18 protein-coding genes are annotated in these 19,738 nt (G+C 59.0%); 6 read left to right on the top strand and 12 right to left on the bottom strand.

The features are described from left to right. The first annotated feature begins 25 nt into the window (after positions 1 to 25). The gene (locus ABRP66_RS02105) at positions 26 to 802 is read left to right on the top strand and encodes an AAA family ATPase (RefSeq protein WP_349838268.1); all 777 of its coding nucleotides are present in this window, start codon (positions 26 to 28) and stop codon (positions 800 to 802) included. Between the two features lie 4 nt (positions 803 to 806). On the opposite strand, the gene ABRP66_RS02110 is transcribed toward ABRP66_RS02105, so the two are convergent. Beyond that, entirely contained in the window at positions 807 to 2,114 is a 1,308-nt protein-coding gene (locus ABRP66_RS02110) for an MFS transporter (protein WP_349838269.1), read from the bottom strand. Positions 2,115 to 2,152: 38 nt separating this feature from the next. Between ABRP66_RS02110 and thrC the strand changes: the two genes are divergently transcribed. From thrC to ABRP66_RS02130, 4 genes are read left to right on the top strand one after another with little or no spacing between them, the layout of a single operon-like run. Next, on the top strand, positions 2,153 to 3,595 hold the full coding sequence (gene thrC, locus ABRP66_RS02115) for a threonine synthase (RefSeq protein WP_349838270.1): 1,443 nt from the start codon (positions 2,153 to 2,155) through the stop codon (positions 3,593 to 3,595). Positions 3,596 to 3,602: 7 nt separating this feature from the next. Beyond that, a complete protein-coding gene (locus tag ABRP66_RS02120) occupies positions 3,603 to 3,749 on the top strand; it encodes a hypothetical protein (RefSeq protein ID WP_005278279.1) in 147 nt (48 codons plus the stop codon). Continuing rightward, positions 3,724 to 4,569 (top strand): trypsin-like serine protease, encoded by an 846-nt coding sequence (locus tag ABRP66_RS02125; RefSeq protein WP_349838271.1) that lies wholly within the window; start codon positions 3,724 to 3,726, stop codon positions 4,567 to 4,569. The genes ABRP66_RS02120 and ABRP66_RS02125 overlap by 26 nt, the downstream gene beginning before the upstream one ends. Positions 4,570 to 4,599: 30 nt before the next feature. Next, positions 4,600 to 5,145 carry an NUDIX hydrolase gene (locus ABRP66_RS02130; RefSeq protein WP_284769471.1) on the top strand — a complete coding sequence of 182 codons (546 nt, stop codon included), beginning with the start codon at positions 4,600 to 4,602 and terminating at the stop codon, positions 5,143 to 5,145. Here ABRP66_RS02130 and ABRP66_RS02135 read toward each other — a convergent pair. The 4 genes from ABRP66_RS02135 to glnA form a co-directional block, all read right to left on the bottom strand. Continuing rightward, positions 5,142 to 5,516: a hypothetical protein gene (locus ABRP66_RS02135; RefSeq protein WP_349838272.1), complete on the bottom strand. Its 375-nt coding sequence runs from the start codon at positions 5,514 to 5,516 to the stop codon at positions 5,142 to 5,144. The two genes, ABRP66_RS02130 and ABRP66_RS02135, sit on opposite strands and share 4 nt — an antisense overlap. Before the next feature lie 30 nt (positions 5,517 to 5,546). Next, positions 5,547 to 6,491 carry an SLAC1 family transporter gene (locus ABRP66_RS02140; protein WP_349838273.1) on the bottom strand — a complete coding sequence of 315 codons (945 nt, stop codon included), beginning with the start codon at positions 6,489 to 6,491 and terminating at the stop codon, positions 5,547 to 5,549. Between the two features lie 369 nt (positions 6,492 to 6,860). After that, a complete protein-coding gene (locus tag ABRP66_RS02145) occupies positions 6,861 to 8,354 on the bottom strand; it encodes an integrase core domain-containing protein (protein ID WP_349838274.1) in 1,494 nt (497 codons plus the stop codon). 123 nt (positions 8,355 to 8,477) lie between these two features. Beyond that, a complete protein-coding gene (glnA, locus tag ABRP66_RS02150; protein ID WP_349838275.1) occupies positions 8,478 to 9,911 on the bottom strand; it encodes a type I glutamate--ammonia ligase in 1,434 nt (477 codons plus the stop codon). Between the two features lie 118 nt (positions 9,912 to 10,029). Here glnA and ABRP66_RS02155 point away from each other — a divergent pair, with 118 nt between their 5' ends. After that, complete coding sequence (locus ABRP66_RS02155) at positions 10,030 to 10,503, top strand: RDD family protein (protein ID WP_284819304.1); 474 nt, start codon at positions 10,030 to 10,032, stop codon at positions 10,501 to 10,503. Positions 10,504 to 10,647: 144 nt separating this feature from the next. Here the strand turns inward: ABRP66_RS02155 and ABRP66_RS02160 are convergent, their stop codons facing one another. From ABRP66_RS02160 to sucB, 7 genes are all read right to left on the bottom strand, one after another. Then, positions 10,648 to 11,433, bottom strand: coding sequence for a DUF4191 domain-containing protein (locus tag ABRP66_RS02160; protein ID WP_284819305.1), 786 nt, complete (start codon positions 11,431 to 11,433; stop codon positions 10,648 to 10,650). Positions 11,434 to 11,516: 83 nt separating this feature from the next. Continuing rightward, complete coding sequence (gene lipA / locus ABRP66_RS02165; protein ID WP_284819338.1) at positions 11,517 to 12,581, bottom strand: lipoyl synthase; 1,065 nt, start codon at positions 12,579 to 12,581, stop codon at positions 11,517 to 11,519. Positions 12,582 to 12,717: 136 nt separating this feature from the next. Next, positions 12,718 to 13,521, bottom strand: coding sequence for a lipoyl(octanoyl) transferase LipB (gene lipB / locus ABRP66_RS02170; protein ID WP_349838276.1), 804 nt, complete (start codon positions 13,519 to 13,521; stop codon positions 12,718 to 12,720). Between the two features lie 118 nt (positions 13,522 to 13,639). Beyond that, the gene (gcvH, locus tag ABRP66_RS02175) at positions 13,640 to 14,032 is read right to left on the bottom strand and encodes a glycine cleavage system protein GcvH (protein WP_005278306.1); all 393 of its coding nucleotides are present in this window, start codon (positions 14,030 to 14,032) and stop codon (positions 13,640 to 13,642) included. 45 nt (positions 14,033 to 14,077) lie between these two features. Next, positions 14,078 to 15,190: a glycine cleavage system aminomethyltransferase GcvT gene (gene gcvT / locus ABRP66_RS02180; protein WP_023023153.1), complete on the bottom strand. Its 1,113-nt coding sequence runs from the start codon at positions 15,188 to 15,190 to the stop codon at positions 14,078 to 14,080. Between the two features lie 2 nt (positions 15,191 to 15,192). Beyond that, positions 15,193 to 18,036 carry an aminomethyl-transferring glycine dehydrogenase gene (gene gcvP / locus ABRP66_RS02185; protein ID WP_349838277.1) on the bottom strand — a complete coding sequence of 948 codons (2,844 nt, stop codon included), beginning with the start codon at positions 18,034 to 18,036 and terminating at the stop codon, positions 15,193 to 15,195. A 295-nt stretch (positions 18,037 to 18,331) separates the two neighbouring features. Further along, positions 18,332 to 19,738 (bottom strand): 2-oxoglutarate dehydrogenase, E2 component, dihydrolipoamide succinyltransferase (gene sucB / locus ABRP66_RS02190; protein WP_349838278.1); only part of this gene is annotated, 1,407 nt, incomplete at its 5' end.

Raw genomic sequence — 19,738 nt, forward strand, 5'->3', positions numbered from 1 at the left:
CGCCGCTGCTGCTAAAGTACCAGGCATGTTGGTTGATGCCGTCCGCCTGAAATCTATGCCGCGGGATTATCGCCGTAGCCTGCCTGTCTTCGATTACCTGGCAGATTTAAGGCGTTTTTCCTTTACCCGCCCGGTGACGATTTTCGTCGGTGATAACGGTATAGGAAAATCCAGCCTATTGGCCTCCATGGCAACAGATCTTGGGTGCTCTCCCAAGGGTGGCCGAATGGGGGATCCGGAAGCAATCGTGCCGTTAAGCCCGGTGGCCTGCGAGCGCACGGGGCTTATTCAGCGGGCATACTTCCTGCGCGCAGAAACCCACGAATATCTCCTGACGCGCGAGCAATCCCCCGAGGAATCCGGCGGGCGTTCCACCCTGCCCACCCAGGTGGATGTGCAGGCCCGCTCGCACGGCGAATCCGTCTTCGACGTGCTCTATGAACGAGTTGACGGCGCTGGGGTCTATATTCTGGATGAACCAGAATCGGGATTGTCCGTCGTCCGGCAATTGGCATTGATAGCGGAAATCGCCCAAGCCGTTGACCGCGGCGCGCAGGTATTTATCGCCACGCATTCACCCATCCTATTAGGCTGCCCCGATGCCGATATCGTGGAATTAAATGACACAGGCTTTCAGCGCATTTCCTTTGACGAGGCCGAATCCGTGGCCGCCACCAGGGAGTTTCTCGAGGACCCTGAGGGGACCATCAACTTTATCTTGGACCCAGACGCAGAACATGCGGAGGCGGAGGATGCAGGGGCAGCCGACACCACGGTGGACGAGGCCGAAAGACCCGAATAGACCGCTAGGTTACTTCCACGATCCTTACGGATGGCCCCGCGTAGCCGCCGCGTCGGCGCAGGATGTGGGTGATGACGACACCAGCCATGCCGCACAGCCATACGGCGAGGACGGCGAGTGAGGCGGAGGTGAAATCGGGCATGGAGTAATTGGGGGCATCGGCAGAGTGATCCAAGACCATGCCGAATAATTGCGCGCCCAACATGCCGGAGGTAAACCCGCCCATATTGCCCAAGCCGGTGGCGGTGGCGACGACAGAGCGGTCCATGTTCTCGCGGATGATGTCGAAGCCATAATTCGCCGTCGGCGTGCACAGCGCCAAGATAAAGGAGACCGCAGTGATGGCTGCCAAACCCCCGCCGGTGCCAAAGGCGAAAAATAGCACCCAGGTCAGCACGTGCAGGCTCACGAACCCGAGGGCGACCCATGGGCGGATATTCTGCGCACGGGAGGAAATCCGGCCGTGCAAGGGCCCGACCAGAACCAAAAATACGGCCAAGAGGGTGAGCACGAGGCTGGCCTTGCCCTTGGATAGCTCCATGCCTTGGGTCATCATGGGCATGCCCCACAGCATGACAAAGACAATCAGCGGCAACATCCCGCTGTAGTGAATAAAGTATGCCTGCCAGGCGATGGGCGAGGTAAAGACCGCCTTCAAGCGCGCGCCGATGCTGCTGCCCTGGGAATTGGGCGGTTCTTTTTCTAAAGGGATAACCCCGAGCTTCTCCGGGGAGTCAGCGACCGCGACTGCGGCGGCAATGGCGACGAGGATGCCTACTGCACCGAGGGTCACGAACGCCGCGGTCCATCCCGCCGTTCCGAGCAACCAGAGGAAGGGGACTGCGGAAATGAATTGGCCCATCTGGCCAATGGAGGAGGTCACCTGGGTAAACATCGGCGTGCGGTGTAGTGGGAACCAGTAGGGCAGGATGCGCATTACCGACAGGAAGCCCGTGGCATCGCCGGCGCCGATGAGCACGCGCGCGAAGATGGCTACCCCGTAATTGCTGGTAAAGCCGAGCATGACCTGGCCGACGCCCATGATGACCGCGCCCACCACGAGCAGGATGCGGGGGCCAAATTTATCGATCAGCATGCCGGTGGGGATTTGCGCGATGGCATAGACACCCAATTGCACGGAGGTAAATACCGCGATGTGCCCAGCATCGACGTCGAAGCGCTCGATAGCATCGAGGCCGGCTACGCCGAAGGAAGACCGCCCAGTAATGGCTACGAGGTAGACCGCCATGGCCGCCACCCAAATCATTAACGCCTGGGTTGTGATAACTTCTCTTGGATTTGGCTGCGACATGGCTGATACCTTACGCGTTAACTACTAGGATTCATCTTGTGAAGTATATTTCGACCCGTGATACCACCGGCCAGCCCGCATCCTTTACGGATATCCTCTTAGGAGGGCTCGCGCCCGATGGTGGCCTATACCTGCCTGAAACCTACCCGCAACTGGACTCCGCCACGCTGGATGCGTGGCGTGAAGTGGCTAAAACCGACGGCTATGCCGCCCTTGCGGCCGAGGTAATCAAGCTGTTCATCGATGATATTCCAGAGGAAGATCTGGATAAAATCACCGCCCGGGCATATACCAGCCCGAAGTTTGCCTCCCCAGAGATCGTCCCGGTCACGGAGCTTGGCGATGACCTCTTTATCGGCCACCTATCCGAGGGCCCCACCGCTGCATTTAAAGACATGGCCATGCAGCTTTTGGGCGAGCTTTTTGAATATGAGCTTGCCCGCCGCGGGGAGACGCTGAATATTTTGGGCGCTACCTCTGGCGATACCGGCTCTTCCGCCGAATACGCCATGCGTGGTCGCGACGGCATCCGCGTTTTCATGTTGACCCCAGCCGGGCGCATGACCGCCTTCCAACAGGCGCAAATGTTTGGCTTGGATGATCCGAATATCTTCAATATTGCCCTCGACGGTGTCTTTGATGATTGCCAGGACGTGGTAAAAGCCGTCTCCAGTGATGCGGAGTTTAAGGCCAACTACCGCATCGGTGCGGTCAACTCCATTAACTGGGCGCGCCTGCTAGCCCAGGTGGTTTACTATATTTCCTGCTGGATCAAGGTCACCGATAATAACGAGCAAAAGGTTTCCTTTAGCGTTCCTACCGGTAACTTCGGCGATATTTGCGCCGGGCATATCGCTCGCAGCATGGGCCTTCCCATCGATCGCCTCATCGTGGCGACGAATGAGAATGACGTTTTGGATGAGTTCTTCCGCACCGGAAACTACCGCCCGCGCCCAGCCGCGGAAACCATGGCCACCTCATCGCCGTCGATGGATATTTCCCGCGCCTCCAACTTCGAGCGCTTCGCCTTCGATCTTTTAGGCCGCGATGCCGCCCGCGTTGCAGACCTCTTTGGCACCAAGGTCAAAGAAGGCGGGTTTAACCTTGAAGAAGACCTCATTACGGCCGCGCGTGAAGACTACGGTTTCTTGTCCGGTTCCTCCACCCATGATGACCGCCTTGCCACCATCAAGGACGTGAACGAACGCTATGGTTACCTGGCGGATCCGCACACGGCCGATGGCATCAAGGTCGCGCGTGCGGCCCAAAAAGAGGGCGTGACGACGCCCATCGTCTGCTTAGAGACGGCACTGCCGGTAAAATTCAGCGAAACCATCACCGAGGCCATCGGGAGCGCACCGCAGCCACCCGAGCGTTTTGCTGACATCCTGAACGCAGAGCGCCACGTGGCGGATCTGCCCAACGATGCTGCAGCGGTCAAGGACTTTATTACCTCGAGCATCAAGAACACGGAGGTGTAGCCACCACATGGCATTAGAAAACTTCGCTGGACCGGAGCACTATACCGAATTCGATCCGGAAAAATTCATCCGCGATTTAAAAGCACAAGCAGAGGCGGATAAGGAAGAACAGGACAAGGACTCTGCAGGTGACGCGGGTACGGATAGCCAGTAGCCTGCTGGCAGCAGCAGGGCTGTTCGCGGTGGCATCGTGTAGCACCGATGCTGCCCAGCAGCCGGATGAAGTGGTTGCGCAATCCACAGACACACCACCGCCGGCACCGCCGAATGAATTTTATGAGCCCGCGGTGGTGCCGGTACCTCCAGGCGCCGCGCTGAATTTAACCACGAGTGACCCGCAGCCGGGCGAGTACTTTAACTTCCAGTCCTGCACCGCGGCGTGGTCTTTCGCGCTTGCCGATGGCCGCACCATCGCCGTGACAGCCTCCCATTGCGGCAAACCTGGCGATAAGGTCTGGGCCGGAACCCAAGAGGGTGACTTTGCCTACCCAGCCGATCCAGTAGGCGAGGTGATCTATTCGGACTTCTTTGCCGAGGAGACCAATCACTTGGACGTTGCCTTCATCGAGCTGTACCGCGACGCGGACTACTTCACCCCAGGCGAGGTAGCCACCACCGTGGCGACGCAGCTAGACAAATTGCCGGATGCGGTGTGCAAGCTAGGCAGTTCCACCATTGTGACCTGTGGGAACCTGAAAAACTCGGTGGATTCCACACAGCTGAACTATCAGGGCCTAGAACACGATTCCAACGCCGCCTTGGCGGAGATGTGCAGCGCCGTCGGGGATTCCGGCGGGCCTGTCTACGGCGATGTCGATGGCCGGCAGACCATCGTGGGGCTGGTCTCTGGAATTACCGAGCCCTTGGACGAGGGGCATAGCTGTGAAGACACGCAACAAACCATTGACGTGGCCTTTACCACCGCACCGGATATCCAAGCACTGGCGCTGAAGGTCCTCGGCCCCGTGGCATAGCATCGGGCAAGATTGGCTACGCTAGGTGGTATGCCAACGCCTGATTATATTGTGAAGCTGCGCGAATCCATCGGCCACGATCAGATCTTCGTCCCCGCGTGCAGTGCCATCATTCTCCGCGATGTACCAACCGGTGCGGCGCTGTGGGAGGTGCCATCCGTACTGCTGGTAAAGCGCGCTGATAATGCCGTGTGGACTCCTGTGGAAGGGATTTGTGAGCCTGGCGAGGAGATTACGACCACCGCCTTGCGCGAGGTCAAGGAAGAGGTAGGCCTCGATGCCAAGGTGGAAGCGCTCCTCGGCGTTGGCCAATCCGGCCCAGTGACCTATCCCAATGGCGATGAATGCATGTTCATGGGAACTGCGCTGCGCCTGTCTGTTGCCGACGGCGCTGAGCCCGTCATCAGCGATGAAGAAAATACTGAAGCGCAGTGGTTCTCGGTGGCCCACCTTCCGGATAGCTTGTCGCGCCGCCATCGCCTGATGATCGCGGATGCCGTGGCGCATCTCAAGCACCCGCAAGGCTTTTCTCCCCGCATGGGCTGGATGAAGCGCAGCGAGCAGCCCGGGCTCTAGCGCGTCTCCTGTGTGTCAATAAGCAGGTGTCGTAGCTCCTCCGTGCTGTTCGCTACGACCAACTCTTGGGCGATACACTCTTGAGCCTCCGCCGCGTCTTTATCGGATCCGCAGCATATGACCGTGGCATCGATCGTCATCAGCAGCTTGCCGCGGCGCGCCAGCTCAAAAAATAGCTCGCTATCTTTTGGACCCCATTCCCAGGCGGTGCCATAGAAATCCTGGGCGGCATCGCCAAGCCAGGAGGTTTCAAGCGTTAGGCCTGCTCGGTACAAGAAGACCCCGTCGCGCCGCAAGCCGGCGAGCACCTCCCGCACTCCAGCAAGGTCCGCAGCATCCCAGGCGATGAAGGTAATAGGCGAAGAGCTCATGGCCCGATGATAGATGAGGGAAGACGTCCCCTAGTGAGTCAGTTCTTTGCGTGTGCGGCCCTCCCAGAGCCAGCCTAAGAACCGCGCTGAGCACAGGCACCAGTGCGCAATAAGGAGCAAGGGAATGCTCAGCGCGACAACGTCAAGCCACTCCGAGCCATTGACCAATGCCGTTTGATGCCCGCCCATGCTCACGGTGCCAGGCGGGAAGGTGCACGCCCACCACGCAGGGGAATAGGGGACCCAGCGGGCTGCTTGCGGATAAAAAGTCACCATCGCATAAAGCGATAGCGGGATGGCAATAGCTAGGGCAATAAGCCCGTAGTACACGGAGATACTGCCAGGGTAGAGGATCTGCATTGCGGTGGTAGATTGCCCAACCACGCCCAGTGGCACCCAGGCGGTGGCGGATTTTCCACCACTAAAATCCACCTTGCCGTGCCAGGCTGCCCAGTAGACGTAGACAAATACCGGGACTGCCGTCAGCAAAGACATAGCGAAGAGCACGGTGCCCATGATGTGGTAGATCTGCCCGTAATCAAGGGCAAGCCACCCAGCCACCGATGCCGAAATCATCGGCCCCACCAAAGGGAGACCCCAGGTAAAGCGCGGCTCTCCATCGAAGCGAGTGAGCTGAATTCCCCACGTGATGACGGTGACGGGGCCACCCACCCAAAAGCCGACGAGGCGGAATATTCCAATGCCCGTCAAACCGGATAATGCCGCCCCAAGCGCGAGGACGCCGATGAAAAACATAGACCACTCCGCCATGGTGGTCCGCTCAAACCGCGGACTGCGGTAGCGGGCGTAACCCGCGGTCATAACAACGAAAATGGTGCACGCAAGTGCAGCAAATACACCAGCGGCAACAAACATGTCTTCTTCAACCAACATGCGCGAGACGATGGAAGTACCCATAAGGCTGCCGGCCCAGGCTGGCCCAGGTGGGGGAAGGTGGCGGAATTTATCAGTCACTACCCAGACTCTAGTTTCATCCAGAGCTTCTTACTTAGACTGCGCCACTTTTTGCCTGGTGAAAACCCTCATGTGTGCGCTGGGGAGCGGCCACTGTCAAAGTGGGCGGCGGGTATGACGAAACTCTCGGGGACGCTTACTTGTGCCGATGCAAGCAAAAAGAAAGCAGCCACCTAAGCATTGTTTAGGTGGCTGCCTTGTAGGAGAAGCTAGCTGAGAACTAGTGACGCCTTAGCAGTCGAATGTTATGTCCATGAGGTTTTTGGACTTGGAGTCCAGCTACTTTTTGGACTCGGAGTCTAGGGACTTTGTGGACGCGGAGTCTCCCCGCTTTTTGGACGGGGAGTCCACGGAGTTTTTGTACTGGTGCTAGCTTGGCTTCTTCCGGCGGCTTGGCCGTGGCCCAGAGAGGTTGGGTTTTAGCTCTGGGGATTGTCGGTGCCACATGCCGACAACGTGGTTTATGTTGATTTGACCGCCGGGTGGACGCTGATTCAGTTGGATCGGTAGCGGAAATGAAAACAGTTTCTCACCGTCGTGATCAGTAAAAAATTCCACATAGTCATCGGCTACGCTGCTGTAGATGGCTCGATTTTTGAAGCGCAGCCCGACGTAGAGGCCGTGTCCCATGACGCGTACCACCCCGCTTTTGTTGATCCACAGCTTGTCCGGGATAGGCCAGAGTGCATTTACACCGGTAGAGCTTGGCATTACGGTTGAGGAATCGGCATGGGGTGTATCTTGCTGGATCGCCTGAGTGTCGTTACTTGGTGCCCTGTCTGAAGCTGCAACTTCAGGCAGGGCATTATCTGTCGCGACCACTGTGTCGGCTGCTAAGGCATCTGCCTGGTTGTCGGGGTGAATCCGGTGATATTGTTTCGCGATTTTTGTCCATAAAAAATCTGGGTCAATCGGCTGCGTCGGTGGCTGGGCATGCGAGATAATCTCCCAGGCTTGGGCTGGGGTGATGTGCATCTTGCCCCTGAGAAGTCCTTGGTGGCGACGGCGTGTGTTGTAGAAGTTGCGGTAGTCGACAATCAGCTGTTGGACCTGCGCCAGCGTCGTCGGGGTACGAGCATCCAAAAACCTGGTCATGGTTTGGTGCGATCGCTCGTCTTTGCCTTGCGTCGTGGGAGCAAAGCCCGCACTTGATTGAACTCCCAAGCTGGCGAGCCAGCGTTCGGTTTGCGACAGTCGGCCGCGATGGTAGGTGGCAAAGGCATCACCGTTGTCAGAGAGGACTTCTTGGAAAAGTCCGTAAGCATCAATGGCTCCACTTAGCGTGATGCGGGCATCGGTGCCGTTTTCTGGAGTTCCAAAAGCTTGGGAGCCGACGTCGAAGCGGCTGGCATCGTCGACGACTTGGTAGATAGTCACTTGCGTGTGAGGCACATCGAAGAGTCTGTAGGCAAACGCATCGATCTGCCACAGTTCATTGACTTCGCCCCTAGCAAAGTGCCTGTAGGACTTACGCGGTCGTTTACGTGCATTGATGTCAGCGACGCCAGCCTCGTGCAACCATTGTGCGATTAAAGCTCGTGACGGTGGTTGGTCGTAGCCGAGTTCGTCGAGGAAGAAGTAGAAGATTGACCATGGGCCGCAGTCTTGGCCGCGGGCTTTTAACGTACCGCGAGCTTGCAGGACCTGTTGTCGAATCTTGTCATCGTAGACCCGTCGCGGGTTCAGCGGTGCCGTGCTGTCCGGCACGATGCCAGCCCGCCCGCGTTCGGCGATACGTGCTTTGATGTTGTAGTACGTCTGCTTCGATACGCCGATGTTCTTGCAGAACTGCTGGACCGTGATGCCCTCACGGATGGGGTCGAAATCCGCTATCTTCTTGCGGAGAGTAATGGGAATTGCCATCCCCACATTGTCAAGAAGCCAGAGTCCAAAAAGTAGTTAGACATCCTGTCCATAAACCTCCTGGACTCCGCGTCAAAAAACTAACTGGACTCCGAGTCCAAAAAGTCACTAGACATCACAGCCTTAGCAGTCGAAGTAGAGCTCGAACTCCTGCGGGGTGGGACGCAGGCGCGCGGGGTTGATCTCGTTTTCGTACTTGTAGTTGATGTAGGTCTCGAGGAGATCCTCGGTAAAGACATCGCCCTCGGTCAGGAAGTCCATGTCTTCCTTCAGCGCCTCCAAGGAAGCCTCCAGGGAGGTCGGTGCCTGCGGGATGGACTCAGCCTCTGCCGGCGGCAGCTCATAGAGGTCCTTATCCACCGGGGCGTGCGGCTCGATGCGGTTCTTCACACCATCCACACCGGCCATCATCATGGCAGCAAAGGCCAGGTATGGGTTGCTGGATGGGTCCGGTGCGCGGAACTCGATGCGCTTAGCCTTTGGGTTGGAACCGGTAATTGGAATGCGGATCGCAGCCGAACGGTTGCGCTGGGAGTACACCAGGTTGATCGGCGCCTCAAAGCCCGGAACCAGGCGGTGGTAGGAGTTCAGCGTTGGGTTGGTAAAGGCGAGCACGGCGCCTGCGTGGTGCAGGATGCCGCCGATGAAGTAGCGGGCGATATCGGAAAGCCCTGCGTAACCAGCCTCATCGTGGAAAAGAGGCTCGCCGTCCTTCCACAGGGACATGTGGGCGTGCATGCCGGAACCATTATCGCCAGCCAGTGGCTTTGGCATGAAGGTCGCGGCTTTGCCCCACTCCTGGGCGGTGCGCTTGACCACGTACTTGAAGGTCTGGATGTCATCGCCGGCGTGCAGCAGGGAGTTGAAGCGGTAGTTGATCTCGTTTTGGGCCGCGCCCACCTCGTGGTGGAAGCGCTCGATCTGGAAGCCGACCTCTTGCAGGTTGGCCACGATGTCATCGCGAACCTCGCTGTGCTTATCGTACGGCGGGGTAGGGAAGTAGCCGCCCTTCACGCGGGTCTTGTAACCGGTATTGGGAGTGCTGTCCAAGTTGGTCTCGTTATCGCGGTTCCACCAGCCTTCATCGGAGTCCACCTCAAAGAAGCCGTGCTGCATATCGGTGCCATAGCGCACGGAATCGAAGAGGTAGAACTCGGCCTCGGCGCCAAAGTTACAGGTATCGGCGATGCCGGTGGACTGCAAGTATTCCTCGGCCTTGCGGGCAATATTGCGCGAGTCACGGGTAAAAGGCTCAAAGGTAAAGGGATCGTGGACGAAGAACTTGATATTCAGGGTCTTCGCCGAACGGAAGGGATCGATATGTGCGGTGGCCGGATCCGGCAGCAGCGTCATATCGGATTCTTCGATGGTGGTAAAACCACGAATGGAAGAACCATCAAAGGCCAAACCATTTTCTGCTTCTTCTTCAGTAAATTCGCTGGCAGGGATGGAAAAGTGGTGTTCGGTGCCGGGGACGTCCGTAAAGCGGACATCCACGAACTTTACGTCCTCATCCTGAATAAATTGGACGATGTCCTGCACTGTCTCGAAAGACAAGATTGCCTCCTGTTTGTTGGCCGATGAATTATCTGCCTATAGCCTACTAGTTTTATCCACCCGGCATGGCCATTGGCCTCGTTTCACTTCTGGGAGAGGGGCAACTAAATTGGTGAGCATGGCAGACAAGCGCACGTGGCTCGATGGGCCCAATATTCCGGGCGAATATGACGATGCAGGAACCCCCGGCCGGTGGCCCGGTGAACACTTGGGCTTGCCGGAATCCGGACCTGGGTCCATGGCGTCGGTCGGCCGCCGCGCAGGCGCCGTAGCCATTGACTGGATCATCTGCATGCTGCTGGCCAATCTCATCCTCATGTTCACCACGCAGCTCGGCGGCGTATCCTTCTTGGGCTACGCCCTCTGGGCATTAATGGGCATCATATGTGGCTGGCTATTTGCACGCACCCCGGGCATGCTCATCCTCGGCATGGGCGTGGCCCGCTTGGATGTGCCGGGCGCGCAGGTGGGTTTCTGGCGCGCGGCAGTGCGCACGCTGCTTACCGGTGTAATCTTCCCCGCCGCCATGGTGGACGCGGACGGCCGCGGCATGCACGACCGAGCAACCGGCACCATCGTCATTAACTCTTAGCGGTGCGCGGGGATAAGTCCCGCGCACCGTAAAACTACGACAGTCCCTGCAACCTTTCCCAATCGGGTGGTTGCAGGGACCGTTTGTGCTTTAGAGCAAAGCGAGAGCCGAAAGCCTAGCCGGGGCGAGTGGCTAAAGCAGTATTTAGCCCTTTCCCTTGCGCTGCTGCGCGCGGCGCATGCGGCGGTTCATGCCCGACATGTTCTGCGCCTGCTGCGGCATTGGGCCCTTGGGCATACCCGGCATCGTTCCCGGCATGGAGTCCATGGCCTCAATGCGGCGGATATTTTCGTAGGTGGCGTTCTTATTGTAGTTGCGCGGCAGCTTCATGAGGTGGTTGCGCAGCTTGGAAACCGGCACCTCGTCCTCGCCGGTGCCGACGTAGACCTCATAGACCGGCACGCCACCGGCAATCTTGTCCACGCGCTTTTTCAGCTGGTTCAGGGTGGGGCGAAGGCGGTTCTTATTGCCTTCGCACACGAAGATGACGCCCGCATTGCCGATGACCCTGTGAATAAGATCCTGCTGGCGGGTGGCGGCGATGCCGGACTTTACGGACCATACAATGCCGACGGTATTGCGCAGCTGCTGCTCCAAGGCCCAACCGGCGGCGCCGGGCTGGTCTTCGACGCGCTTGTACATATCGCGTTCCAGGCGGCGGGTAAACAGGAACATCGCCAAAAGCGCGCCCAATCCCAAGCCGATAATCAGCATGAACCACTGGCCATTAAAGAGCGTGCCAATGAGGAAGAACAATAGGCCGACGCCGAGGAAGGCGGCCAGCATGATAGGAATGAGCGCCTTATCCTGCTTGCGCTGCAAATTGAATGCCTGCCACAACTGTGACCAGGTTTGCTTACGCTTTTGGCGCTTAGCCGCGCGTTCTTGCTTCTTGGCAGCTTTCAGGGCTGCTTTGTCATCTTTCGCCATGGTTCCTACTTTAAAGGCCAGGTGACAAAAATGTTAAACGGCCCCCGCAGATGGCGAGGGCCGAGTAAGAAAACTCCGAGGGTTTAGCGCACGGTTGCCGCGACCGAATCAGCATTGGCCGGAGTTTTGGCCATGCGGGTGGTCACCGGGGTTTCTTCCGAAGGACCGTACTTATCCAGCAAGGTGGATGCCTCCTGGGCGGTAGCACCCTGGGAGGTCTCCTTCAGGTGCTTGAGATTCTCCGGCAATTCCAGGCCGCGCTTTTCCATGGCCTGCACGTATAGGCGGCCAGCGCGGTAAGAAGAGCGAACCAGCGGACCAGACATGACGCCGCCAAACCCCAGTTCCTTAGCCAGCTTGGAGTGAGCCACGAATTCCTCCGGGCGCACCCAGCGCTCGATGGGGTGGAAGCGCGGGCCGGGGCGCAGGTACTGGGTGATGGTAATAATGTCACAGCCAGCCTCGCGCAGGTCGCGCAATGCTTCCTCGACCTCGTCCTCGGTCTCGCCCATGCCCAAAATCAGGTTGGACTTGGTAATAAGGCCGTAGTCGTGGGCTTGGCGGATAACATCGAGGGAGCGCTCGTAGCGGAAGGCCGGGCGGATGCGCTTGAAGATGCGCGGCACGGTCTCCAGGTTGTGAGCGAATACCTCCGGCTGTGCCTCGAAGACCTCTTCGAGCAGGTCCGGCTTGCCAGAGAAATCCGGGGTGAGGTTTTCTACGCCGGTGTGTGGGTTGAGCTCGTGGATCTTGCGCACGATTTCCGCATACAGCCACGCGCCCTCATCTGGGAGGTCATCGCGGGTCACACCGGTAATCGTGGTGTAGTTGAGGTCCATTTCCTGGATGTTTTCGGCCACGCGGCGCGGTTCGTCGCGGTCAAGCGGCTCCGGCTTGCCGGTTGCAATATCGCAGAAGTCGCAACGGCGGGTGCACTTATCGCCGCCGATGAGGAAGGTTGCCTCGCGGGATTCCCAACATTCGTGGATATTCGGACAACCGGCTTCTTGGCAGACGGTGTGCAGGGAAGCGCCGGCCACGCGGGACTTCATGTCCTCATAGCCCGGTCCGGTGCGAACCTGGTTGCGGATCCACCGCGGCTTTTGTTCGATGGGCGACTCCGCATTTTTCTTCTCAATGCGGAGCATCTTGCGTCCTTCAGGCTTTACAGTCACAAATACTCACTTTATCGATCAAAGATGGTGATGGCTAATAGCTCTTCTTGGTACAAGGCGCGCGGGCGTACAACTATTCCACGCTAGCCCCAAACTAGGGCCACGGAGCTTAAGCCCGCGCTTGCCGACGCCGCTCCCGCGCCTTCTCATTCGCAAGCTTCGTGGGATCAGGCGCGGAACCGAAACTGTGATCGGCGACGATGAGGTGGCCCGAGAGGGCATCATCAAGTGCCCGCAAAAGCGGCTGCGAGGCTTCTTCCATTGTGACCTCGCGTCCCAGTTCCAGCGAAAGCGTCGTGATATCTGCATCATCGATGCCACAGGCCACGATGTGCTCGTAATACTCCAGCGTATTGCTGCAGTTGAGCGCCAGGCCGTGCATGGTAACCCCGCGGGTAATGCGGATTCCCAGCGCCGCAATCTTGCGATCGCGCTGCGAGGCGGAAGGATCTTTAGCCTGGGTGGTAGAAGGCACCCACACCCCAGAGCGGCCGTCGATGCGGCCTGCGGTAGTCACGCCCATCTCGCGCACTGCCTGGATGGTGGCCTCCTCGAGGCGGCGGACATAATCGACGACATCGACAGGCTCCGCCAGCTTGATGATGGGATAGAGCACCAACTGCCCCTCGCCATGCCAGGTAATGCGCCCGCCGCGGTCCACGGTGATAACCGGCAGATCATTATCCGGCATATCCTCAGGCTGCGTGCGCTTGCCCGCGGTGTAGATATTGGGGTGTTCGACCACTAAGACCACATCGTCCTGCGTGCCCTGCGCGCGCGCCGCTGCCACCTCTGCCTGATAATCCCATGCCTCTTGATAATCCATGCGGCCCAAGTGGCGAATTTCAAGGGGGTTATCCGAAGCGCGAATGGAGCGTTCAGCGGGAAAGAAAGGATCGCGTGGTGCAGTCATAATCTCTAGTGTCGTCTTCTTTGGTAGGGAAAAGCAAAGCGAGGAAAAGCAAAGCGGGAGAATGCCATGGCATCCTCCCGCCTTATTTTATGTTCGAGAGTGTCGAACGAACCGCCTTTTAGTCGAGGCCGTTAGCGGAGGCGTATTCGTCAGCCTCCATGAGCTCGCCTGCTTCATCCACCTCGACCTCGAAGAGCCAGCCTTCACCGAAGGGGTCGTTGTTGATGACGGCGTAGTCATCGTGCACGGCATCGTTGACGGCCTTCACTGTGCCGGTGACCGGGGAGAACAGGTCCGATACGGACTTGGTGGATTCGACCTCGCCACAGGAATCGCCGGCGGTGACGGTATCGCCTACCTCAGGCAGTTCGGCGAAGACGACCTCGCCTAGGCGGTCTGCGGCAACGGAGGTGATGCCGATGCGAACGGTCTTGCCTTCTACGGCGTCCTTCGCGGCGTTAACCCATTCGTGGTCTTCGGAGTAGGAAAAGTCTTGGGGCAGGTTAGACATGGTGTGTAGTCCTTTCGGGCTGAGATTTTAGGGTGTGCGGGTGGCTTACTTGTCGCGCTTGTAGAACGGCAACGCGGTTACCTCAAAAGGATAACGCTTGCCGCGGATTTCTACCTCCACCGCGGTGCCCGGTTCGAGCTCCGCGCTGGTATCAAGCAGCGCAATGGCCACTGGGTGGCCAAGAGTGGGGGAGGGCTGACCCGAGGTGACGGTGCCGACCTTGGTGTCATTGAGATAAACCTCGGCGCCGGCACGCGCCGCGCGGCGCTGATCCGAGGTGAGCCCGGAGATAACGACCTGTGGGCCTTCCTCGGCGCGCTTGCGGATGACGTCTGCGCCCACGAAGTCAGCTTCTTTCTTGGCAAAGGCGCGCGACATGCCCGCCTCTACCGGGGTGATATCGCGGGAGAGCTCGTTGCCGTAGAGCGGCATGCCAGCCTCCAAGCGCAGGGAATCGCGCGCGGCTAGGCCGCACGGCTTGATGTCATATTCCGCGCCCGCCTTGAGCAATTCTTCCCACAACTGCGGGGCATCGGAGTTGTAGACGATGAGCTCGAAGCCATCCTCGCCGGTATAACCGGTGCGTGCGATGATGGCGAAGGTGCGTGCCACCTTGCCCATCGTGGCGGCGTAGTAGCCCAGCTCGTAGACGGCTTCTTGCTTATTGTCCTCTACCAGCGGGACGAGGATTTCGGCGGCCTTGGGGCCCTGCACGGCGATCATGGCAACGTCGCGGGACTCGTTCTTGAGCTCTACGTCGAAGCCCTCGGAGCGCTTATTGAGCTCATCCCAGACGGTATCGGCATTGCCGGCGTTGGGCACGACGAGGAACTTGTCATCCTCGAAGCGATAGGAAATCAGGTCATCGATGATGCCGCCGTCTTCAGCGGTGATCATGGAGTACTTGGCCTTGCCCACCTTCAGCGAATCTAGGTTAGAGATGAAGGAGTAGGACAAGAACTTGCCGGCGTCGGGTCCATTGACCCAGATTTCACCCATGTGGGAGAGATCAAACAGGCCTGCGCTGTTGCGAACGGCGCGGTGTTCTTCCAGCTCGCTGTTGTACTTCAGCGGCATATTCCACGGCCCAAAGGCCGTGAAGGTAGCGCCGAGTTCCTCGTGCTTGGCATTGAGCGGGGAGGTTAGAAGTTCGGTCATTGTTACTCCTCGGAATCGTCGATCTCGAATGCTTCTGGCGGCGGGCAGCTGCACACCAGGTTGCGGTCGCCGTAAGCCTCATCGAGGCGGCGAACCGGTGGGAAATACTTGTAGCTATGCAATAGGGATTTGACCGGCCACGCGGCCTTGTCACGGCCGAAGGAGTACTCCCAGTTATCGGTAGCTACCGACTCAGCCGTAAACGGTGCGTGGTGGATAACGGAGTCCTCGTAGGTCACCTCACCGTCGATTATCTCCTGGATTTCGGCACGGATGGTGCGCATGGCTTCGATGAAGCGATCCAGCTCGCCCTTGTCCTCAGACTCGGTGGGCTCAATCATCAAGGTACCGGCCACGGGGAAGGCCAGGGTGGGGGCGTGGAAGCCGAAGTCAATGAGGCGCTTGGCCACATCGGCGGCGGTGACCCCGGAGGCATCGGTAAGCTCGCGCAAATCGATGATGCACTCGTGCGCCACCAAACCCTCGTTGCCGGTGTAGAGGACAGGGAAGTACTCGTTGAGTGAGGCCGCCAGGTAGTTAGCGCCCAACACTGCGTGGCCGGATGCGGCGGCGAGGCCCTCGGCACCGGTCATGGCCAGATAGGCCCACGAAATAGGCAGGACGCCGGCGGAGCCGTACTTGCTGCCGGTAATGGGAACGCCCTGGCCAACAGGGGTTTCCGCGGTGGCATCAAGCTCAGGGGATGCAGCATCACTGGGCAGGAACGGAATGAGGTGTTCTGCCACCGCCACCGGGCCGATGCCCGGGCCGCCGCCACCGTGCGGAATCGTGAAGGTCTTGTGCAGGTTGAGGTGGGAGACATCGCCGCCGAAATCGCCCGGACGAGCCCAACCGGTCAGCGCGTTCATGTTGGCGCCATCGATGTAGACTTGGCCGCCGACCGCGTGCACCTTATCGCAAACATCGCGCACCTCGGGGTCGAAGACGCCGTGGGTGGAGGGGTAGGTGACCATGATGCCGGCGATGTGGTTGCCGTGCTTTTCGATCTTTTCTTCCAAGTCCGCGACGTCAATTGAGCCGTCCTCGGCGGTCTTGACCACGGCGACGCGCAGGTTTGCCAGAGTGGCAGAGGCCGCGTTGGTGCCGTGTGCGGAGGCAGGGATGAGCACAACATCGCGCTCATTATCGCCATTGGCCACGTGGTAGCGGCGAATGGCCAGCAAGCCCGCCAACTCACCCTGGGAGCCGGCATTGGGCTGGATGGAGACCTTGGCATAGCCGGTAAGCTCGGCGAGCCAGCCTTCGATTTCTTCCACCAACGCGCGCCAACCCGTGGTGGTCTCTTCCGGGGCATATGGGTGGATACCGGCGAATTCTGGCCAGGAGATGGGTTCCATGGCCGCGGTGGGGTTGAGCTTCATGGTGCACGAGCCCAGCGGAATCATGGAGCGGTCCAGCGCCAAGTCCTTGTCCGCGAGCTTGCGCAAGTAGCGCAGCATCTGGGTCTCAGAATGGATGGAGTGGAAAATCTCGTGCTCCAGCGGTTCCTCGGCGCGCTGCAGGTTCTCCGGCAGGCCAAAGTTTGCTTCAGCCGGGGTGGCGCCGAAAGCCTCTGCCAAGTGTGCGACATCGCGCTGCGTGGCGGATTCGCCGAAGGATACGGATACCTTGTCGGTGCCAATTGCGCGCACCAAGTAGCCTGCATCCTGCAGGTCAGCCTTGATCTTCTGCGCGTCAACGTCGTTGACGGTGACGGTATCGAAGAAGTCCTGCGATGTAATCTCCAAGCCGGCATCCAAGATGGACTGGGCGAAGGAGGAGGCCAAGCCGTGCACGCGCTCGGCGATGTCCTTCAGCCCCTTCGGCCCGTGGTAGACGGCGTACATCGAGGCCACATTGGCCAAAAGTGCCTGGGCAGTACAAATATTGGAGGTCGCGCGCTCGCGGCGGATGTGCTGCTCGCGGGTCTGCAGCGCCAAACGGTAGGCCGGGCGGCCATCTGCATCCTTGGAGACGCCGACGATGCGGCCCGGCATCTGGCGCTTGAGTTTATCCGTTACCGCCATGTAGGCAGCGTGGGGGCCGCCGAAGAAGAGGGGTACACCAAAGCGCTGAGATGAGCCCAAAACGATATCGGCACCCAAGTTTCCGGGGCCTTCAAGAAGCAGCAGGGACAGTGGGTCAGTGACCACGGAGGCCAGCGCGCCGCGGGTGTGCAGCTCTTCAATCACGGCAGAAGGATCGAAAATCTCTCCTTCGGTGCCGGTGTAGGCGATGACTGCACCGATGAGGTCTTCGCCCACCAAGCCCTCGCGTACGTCCACGATCTCTACCTCGAGGTCAATGGCGCGGGCGCGCTCAGCGGCAACGGTGAGCACCTGCGGGTGCAGGCGGGAGTCCAGTACGACGCGGCGGCCCTTCTTTACTGCGCGGGACATCAATCCGACCGCCTCGGCGGTAGCGGAAGCCTCATCCAACAGGGAAGCATTCGCGATGGGCAGCCCTGTCAGGGATTCGATCATGGTCTGGAAGTTGAGCAAGGCCTCCAAGCGGCCCTGGGAAATCTCAGGCTGGTAGGGGGTATACGCGGTATACCAGCCGGCATCCTCAAGCAGGCCGCGGCGGATGACGGCGGGGGTCAGGGTGTCCGAATATCCCTGGCCATAGAAGGGTTTAAGCACTGTGTTTTGATCGGCGAACTCCCGCAAAGCGGCCTGTGCCCCGTCTTCAGAGAGTGCTTCTGGCAAGTGGGGAAGTTCCGTAGCGCGGATCTTGGGTGGAATGGCGGCATCGACAAGCGCCTGCACGCTGTCGTAGCCCACCGTGCCGAGCATGGCGGCCTGCTCGGCAGAATCCGGCCCTAGGTGGCGGGAGATGAAATCCATCTGTGAGGTCTCCTTCATCGGGTGCAATGGTCTTAACCGCCCCTAAGTATATGTTTAATAACCGGTAAAACAGCGCCCTTGAAAAACTTTTATGCAGTAACTCACCGAGGGAAATGTGTCGTAGCCCGCTTACCTCCCAATTAGTGAAATATATCCTGCAGTGCCGGGATAAAATTCGTCTGATATTTTTGCCGGAAGTTTACGTGCTACACCCCCGCGCGGTACCCCAGGCATGACAAAACCTCCCGTCCCTTCGCGCGGAAGGAACGGGAGGTATGCCAGTTAGCTAACTGCTTTAGATATCGAGGTCAGCCTCAAAGTCTGCAGTCTCCAGGCGGTCCTTGATGGTGGTGATGAAGCGGCCTGCGTCTGCACCATCGATGACCTGGTGGTCATAGGTGAAGGGCAGGAAGCACATCTGGCGGATGGCGATAGCATCCTGGCCATTCTCGTTGACCACGACAGCGCGCTTCTGGATAGCCGCGGTACCCAGGATTCCGGCCTGTGGCGGAACCAGGATCGGGGTATCGAGCAGTGCGCCCTCGGAACCGATATTGGTCACGGTGAAGGTGGCACCGGTCAGGTCATTCGGCTTCAGCTTGTTATTGCGGGCCTTATCAGCCAGCTCCGCAATCTGCTGCGCGATTTCCGGTAAGGACAGGTTCTGTGCCTTGTGGATGACTGGGGTGAGCAGACCCTTCGGGGTGTCTACGGCGATGGCGACGTTGACGTCCTCGTGGTAGGTCATCTCCTTGGTCTCTGGGTCATAGGAGGCGTTCACGTTCGGGTGGGAGACCAAAGCCTCCGTGGTGGCCTTCACGATGAACGGCAGGAAGGACAAGTTGGCGCCGTACTTATCAATGAACGCCTGCTTGTTCTTCTTGCGCATATCCCAGATAGGAGTCATATCGACTTCCTGCACGTGGGTAAGCTGTGCGGAAATCTGCAGCGCTTCCACCATCTTGGTAGCGGTGATTTCGCGGATGCGGTTGACCTTCTGGGTGGTGCCGATAAGCTCCTGCTTTTCCGGATCCACAGACTTGGTGGACCAGCGTGCGCGTGGGGAGTCAGCAGCCTTCTTATCGTCGCCTGCCGATGCCTTCGCATCGCCCTCACCAGCAGCGGAAAGGACGTCCTGCTTGCGGATGCGTCCGCCCACACCGGTGCCCTCAATGGAGTTGAGGTCCACGCCGTGCTTATCAGCCAACTTGCGCACCAACGGGGTGACGTATGGAACGTTATCGCCGTTGTTGACCTTGGTGGAGGTGTTCAGGGAAGAATCCTGCTTCGGTTCTTCCTTCTTCTCTTCCTTGGCTGGCTCGGACTCGTCTTCCTTCTTCTCGTCAGACTTGGATTCTTCCTTTTCTTCCTGCTTGTCCTCGGACGTGGATTCTTCCTTTTCTTCGGACTTGTCGTCGTCGGAGTCATCGGAGTCGTCGGAGGATGGTGCGGCGTTTTCGTCGCCGACGCGGGCGATGGCTTCGCCGACCTCGATGGTTTCGTCTTCTTCGGCGAGGATTTCTACCAGGGTGCCGGCAACGGGGGAAGGAATTTCGGTGTCGACCTTGTCGGTGGAGACCTCGAGCAGTGGTTCGTCTACCTCGACGGTGTCGCCGACGGACTTGAGCCACTGGGTAATGGTGCCCTCGGTGACGGATTCGCCGAGTTCTGGCATCTCCACATCGGTGGCCTCGCCAGAAGC

It is taken from the genome of Corynebacterium sp. KPL2680 (assembly GCF_040225675.1).
Lineage (GTDB): Bacteria > Actinomycetota > Actinomycetes > Mycobacteriales > Mycobacteriaceae > Corynebacterium > Corynebacterium rhinophilum.

Excerpts from the sequence above, each read along its gene's own strand:
- gcvP (WP_349838277.1), bottom strand. The coding sequence starts at position 18,036 with ATGGATTTCATCTCCCGCCACCTAGGGCCGGATTCTGCCGAGCAGGCC.
- ABRP66_RS02145 (WP_349838274.1), bottom strand. The coding sequence starts at position 8,354 with ATGGCAATTCCCATTACTCTCCGCAAGAAGATAGCGGATTTCGACCCC.
- gcvT (WP_023023153.1), bottom strand. The coding sequence starts at position 15,190 with ATGACCGAACTTCTAACCTCCCCGCTCAATGCCAAGCACGAGGAACTC.
- ABRP66_RS02110 (WP_349838269.1), bottom strand. The coding sequence starts at position 2,114 with ATGTCGCAGCCAAATCCAAGAGAAGTTATCACAACCCAGGCGTTAATG.
- ABRP66_RS02105 (WP_349838268.1), top strand. The coding sequence starts at position 26 with ATGTTGGTTGATGCCGTCCGCCTGAAATCTATGCCGCGGGATTATCGC.
- ABRP66_RS02130 (WP_284769471.1), top strand. The coding sequence starts at position 4,600 with ATGCCAACGCCTGATTATATTGTGAAGCTGCGCGAATCCATCGGCCAC.
- lipA (WP_284819338.1), bottom strand. The coding sequence starts at position 12,581 with ATGCTCCGCATTGAGAAGAAAAATGCGGAGTCGCCCATCGAACAAAAG.
- ABRP66_RS02120 (WP_005278279.1), top strand. The coding sequence starts at position 3,603 with ATGGCATTAGAAAACTTCGCTGGACCGGAGCACTATACCGAATTCGAT.
- ABRP66_RS02160 (WP_284819305.1), bottom strand. The coding sequence starts at position 11,433 with ATGGCGAAAGATGACAAAGCAGCCCTGAAAGCTGCCAAGAAGCAAGAA.
- gcvH (WP_005278306.1), bottom strand. The coding sequence starts at position 14,032 with ATGTCTAACCTGCCCCAAGACTTTTCCTACTCCGAAGACCACGAATGG.
- ABRP66_RS02155 (WP_284819304.1), top strand. The coding sequence starts at position 10,030 with ATGGCAGACAAGCGCACGTGGCTCGATGGGCCCAATATTCCGGGCGAA.
- ABRP66_RS02135 (WP_349838272.1), bottom strand. The coding sequence starts at position 5,516 with ATGAGCTCTTCGCCTATTACCTTCATCGCCTGGGATGCTGCGGACCTT.
- lipB (WP_349838276.1), bottom strand. The coding sequence starts at position 13,521 with ATGACTGCACCACGCGATCCTTTCTTTCCCGCTGAACGCTCCATTCGC.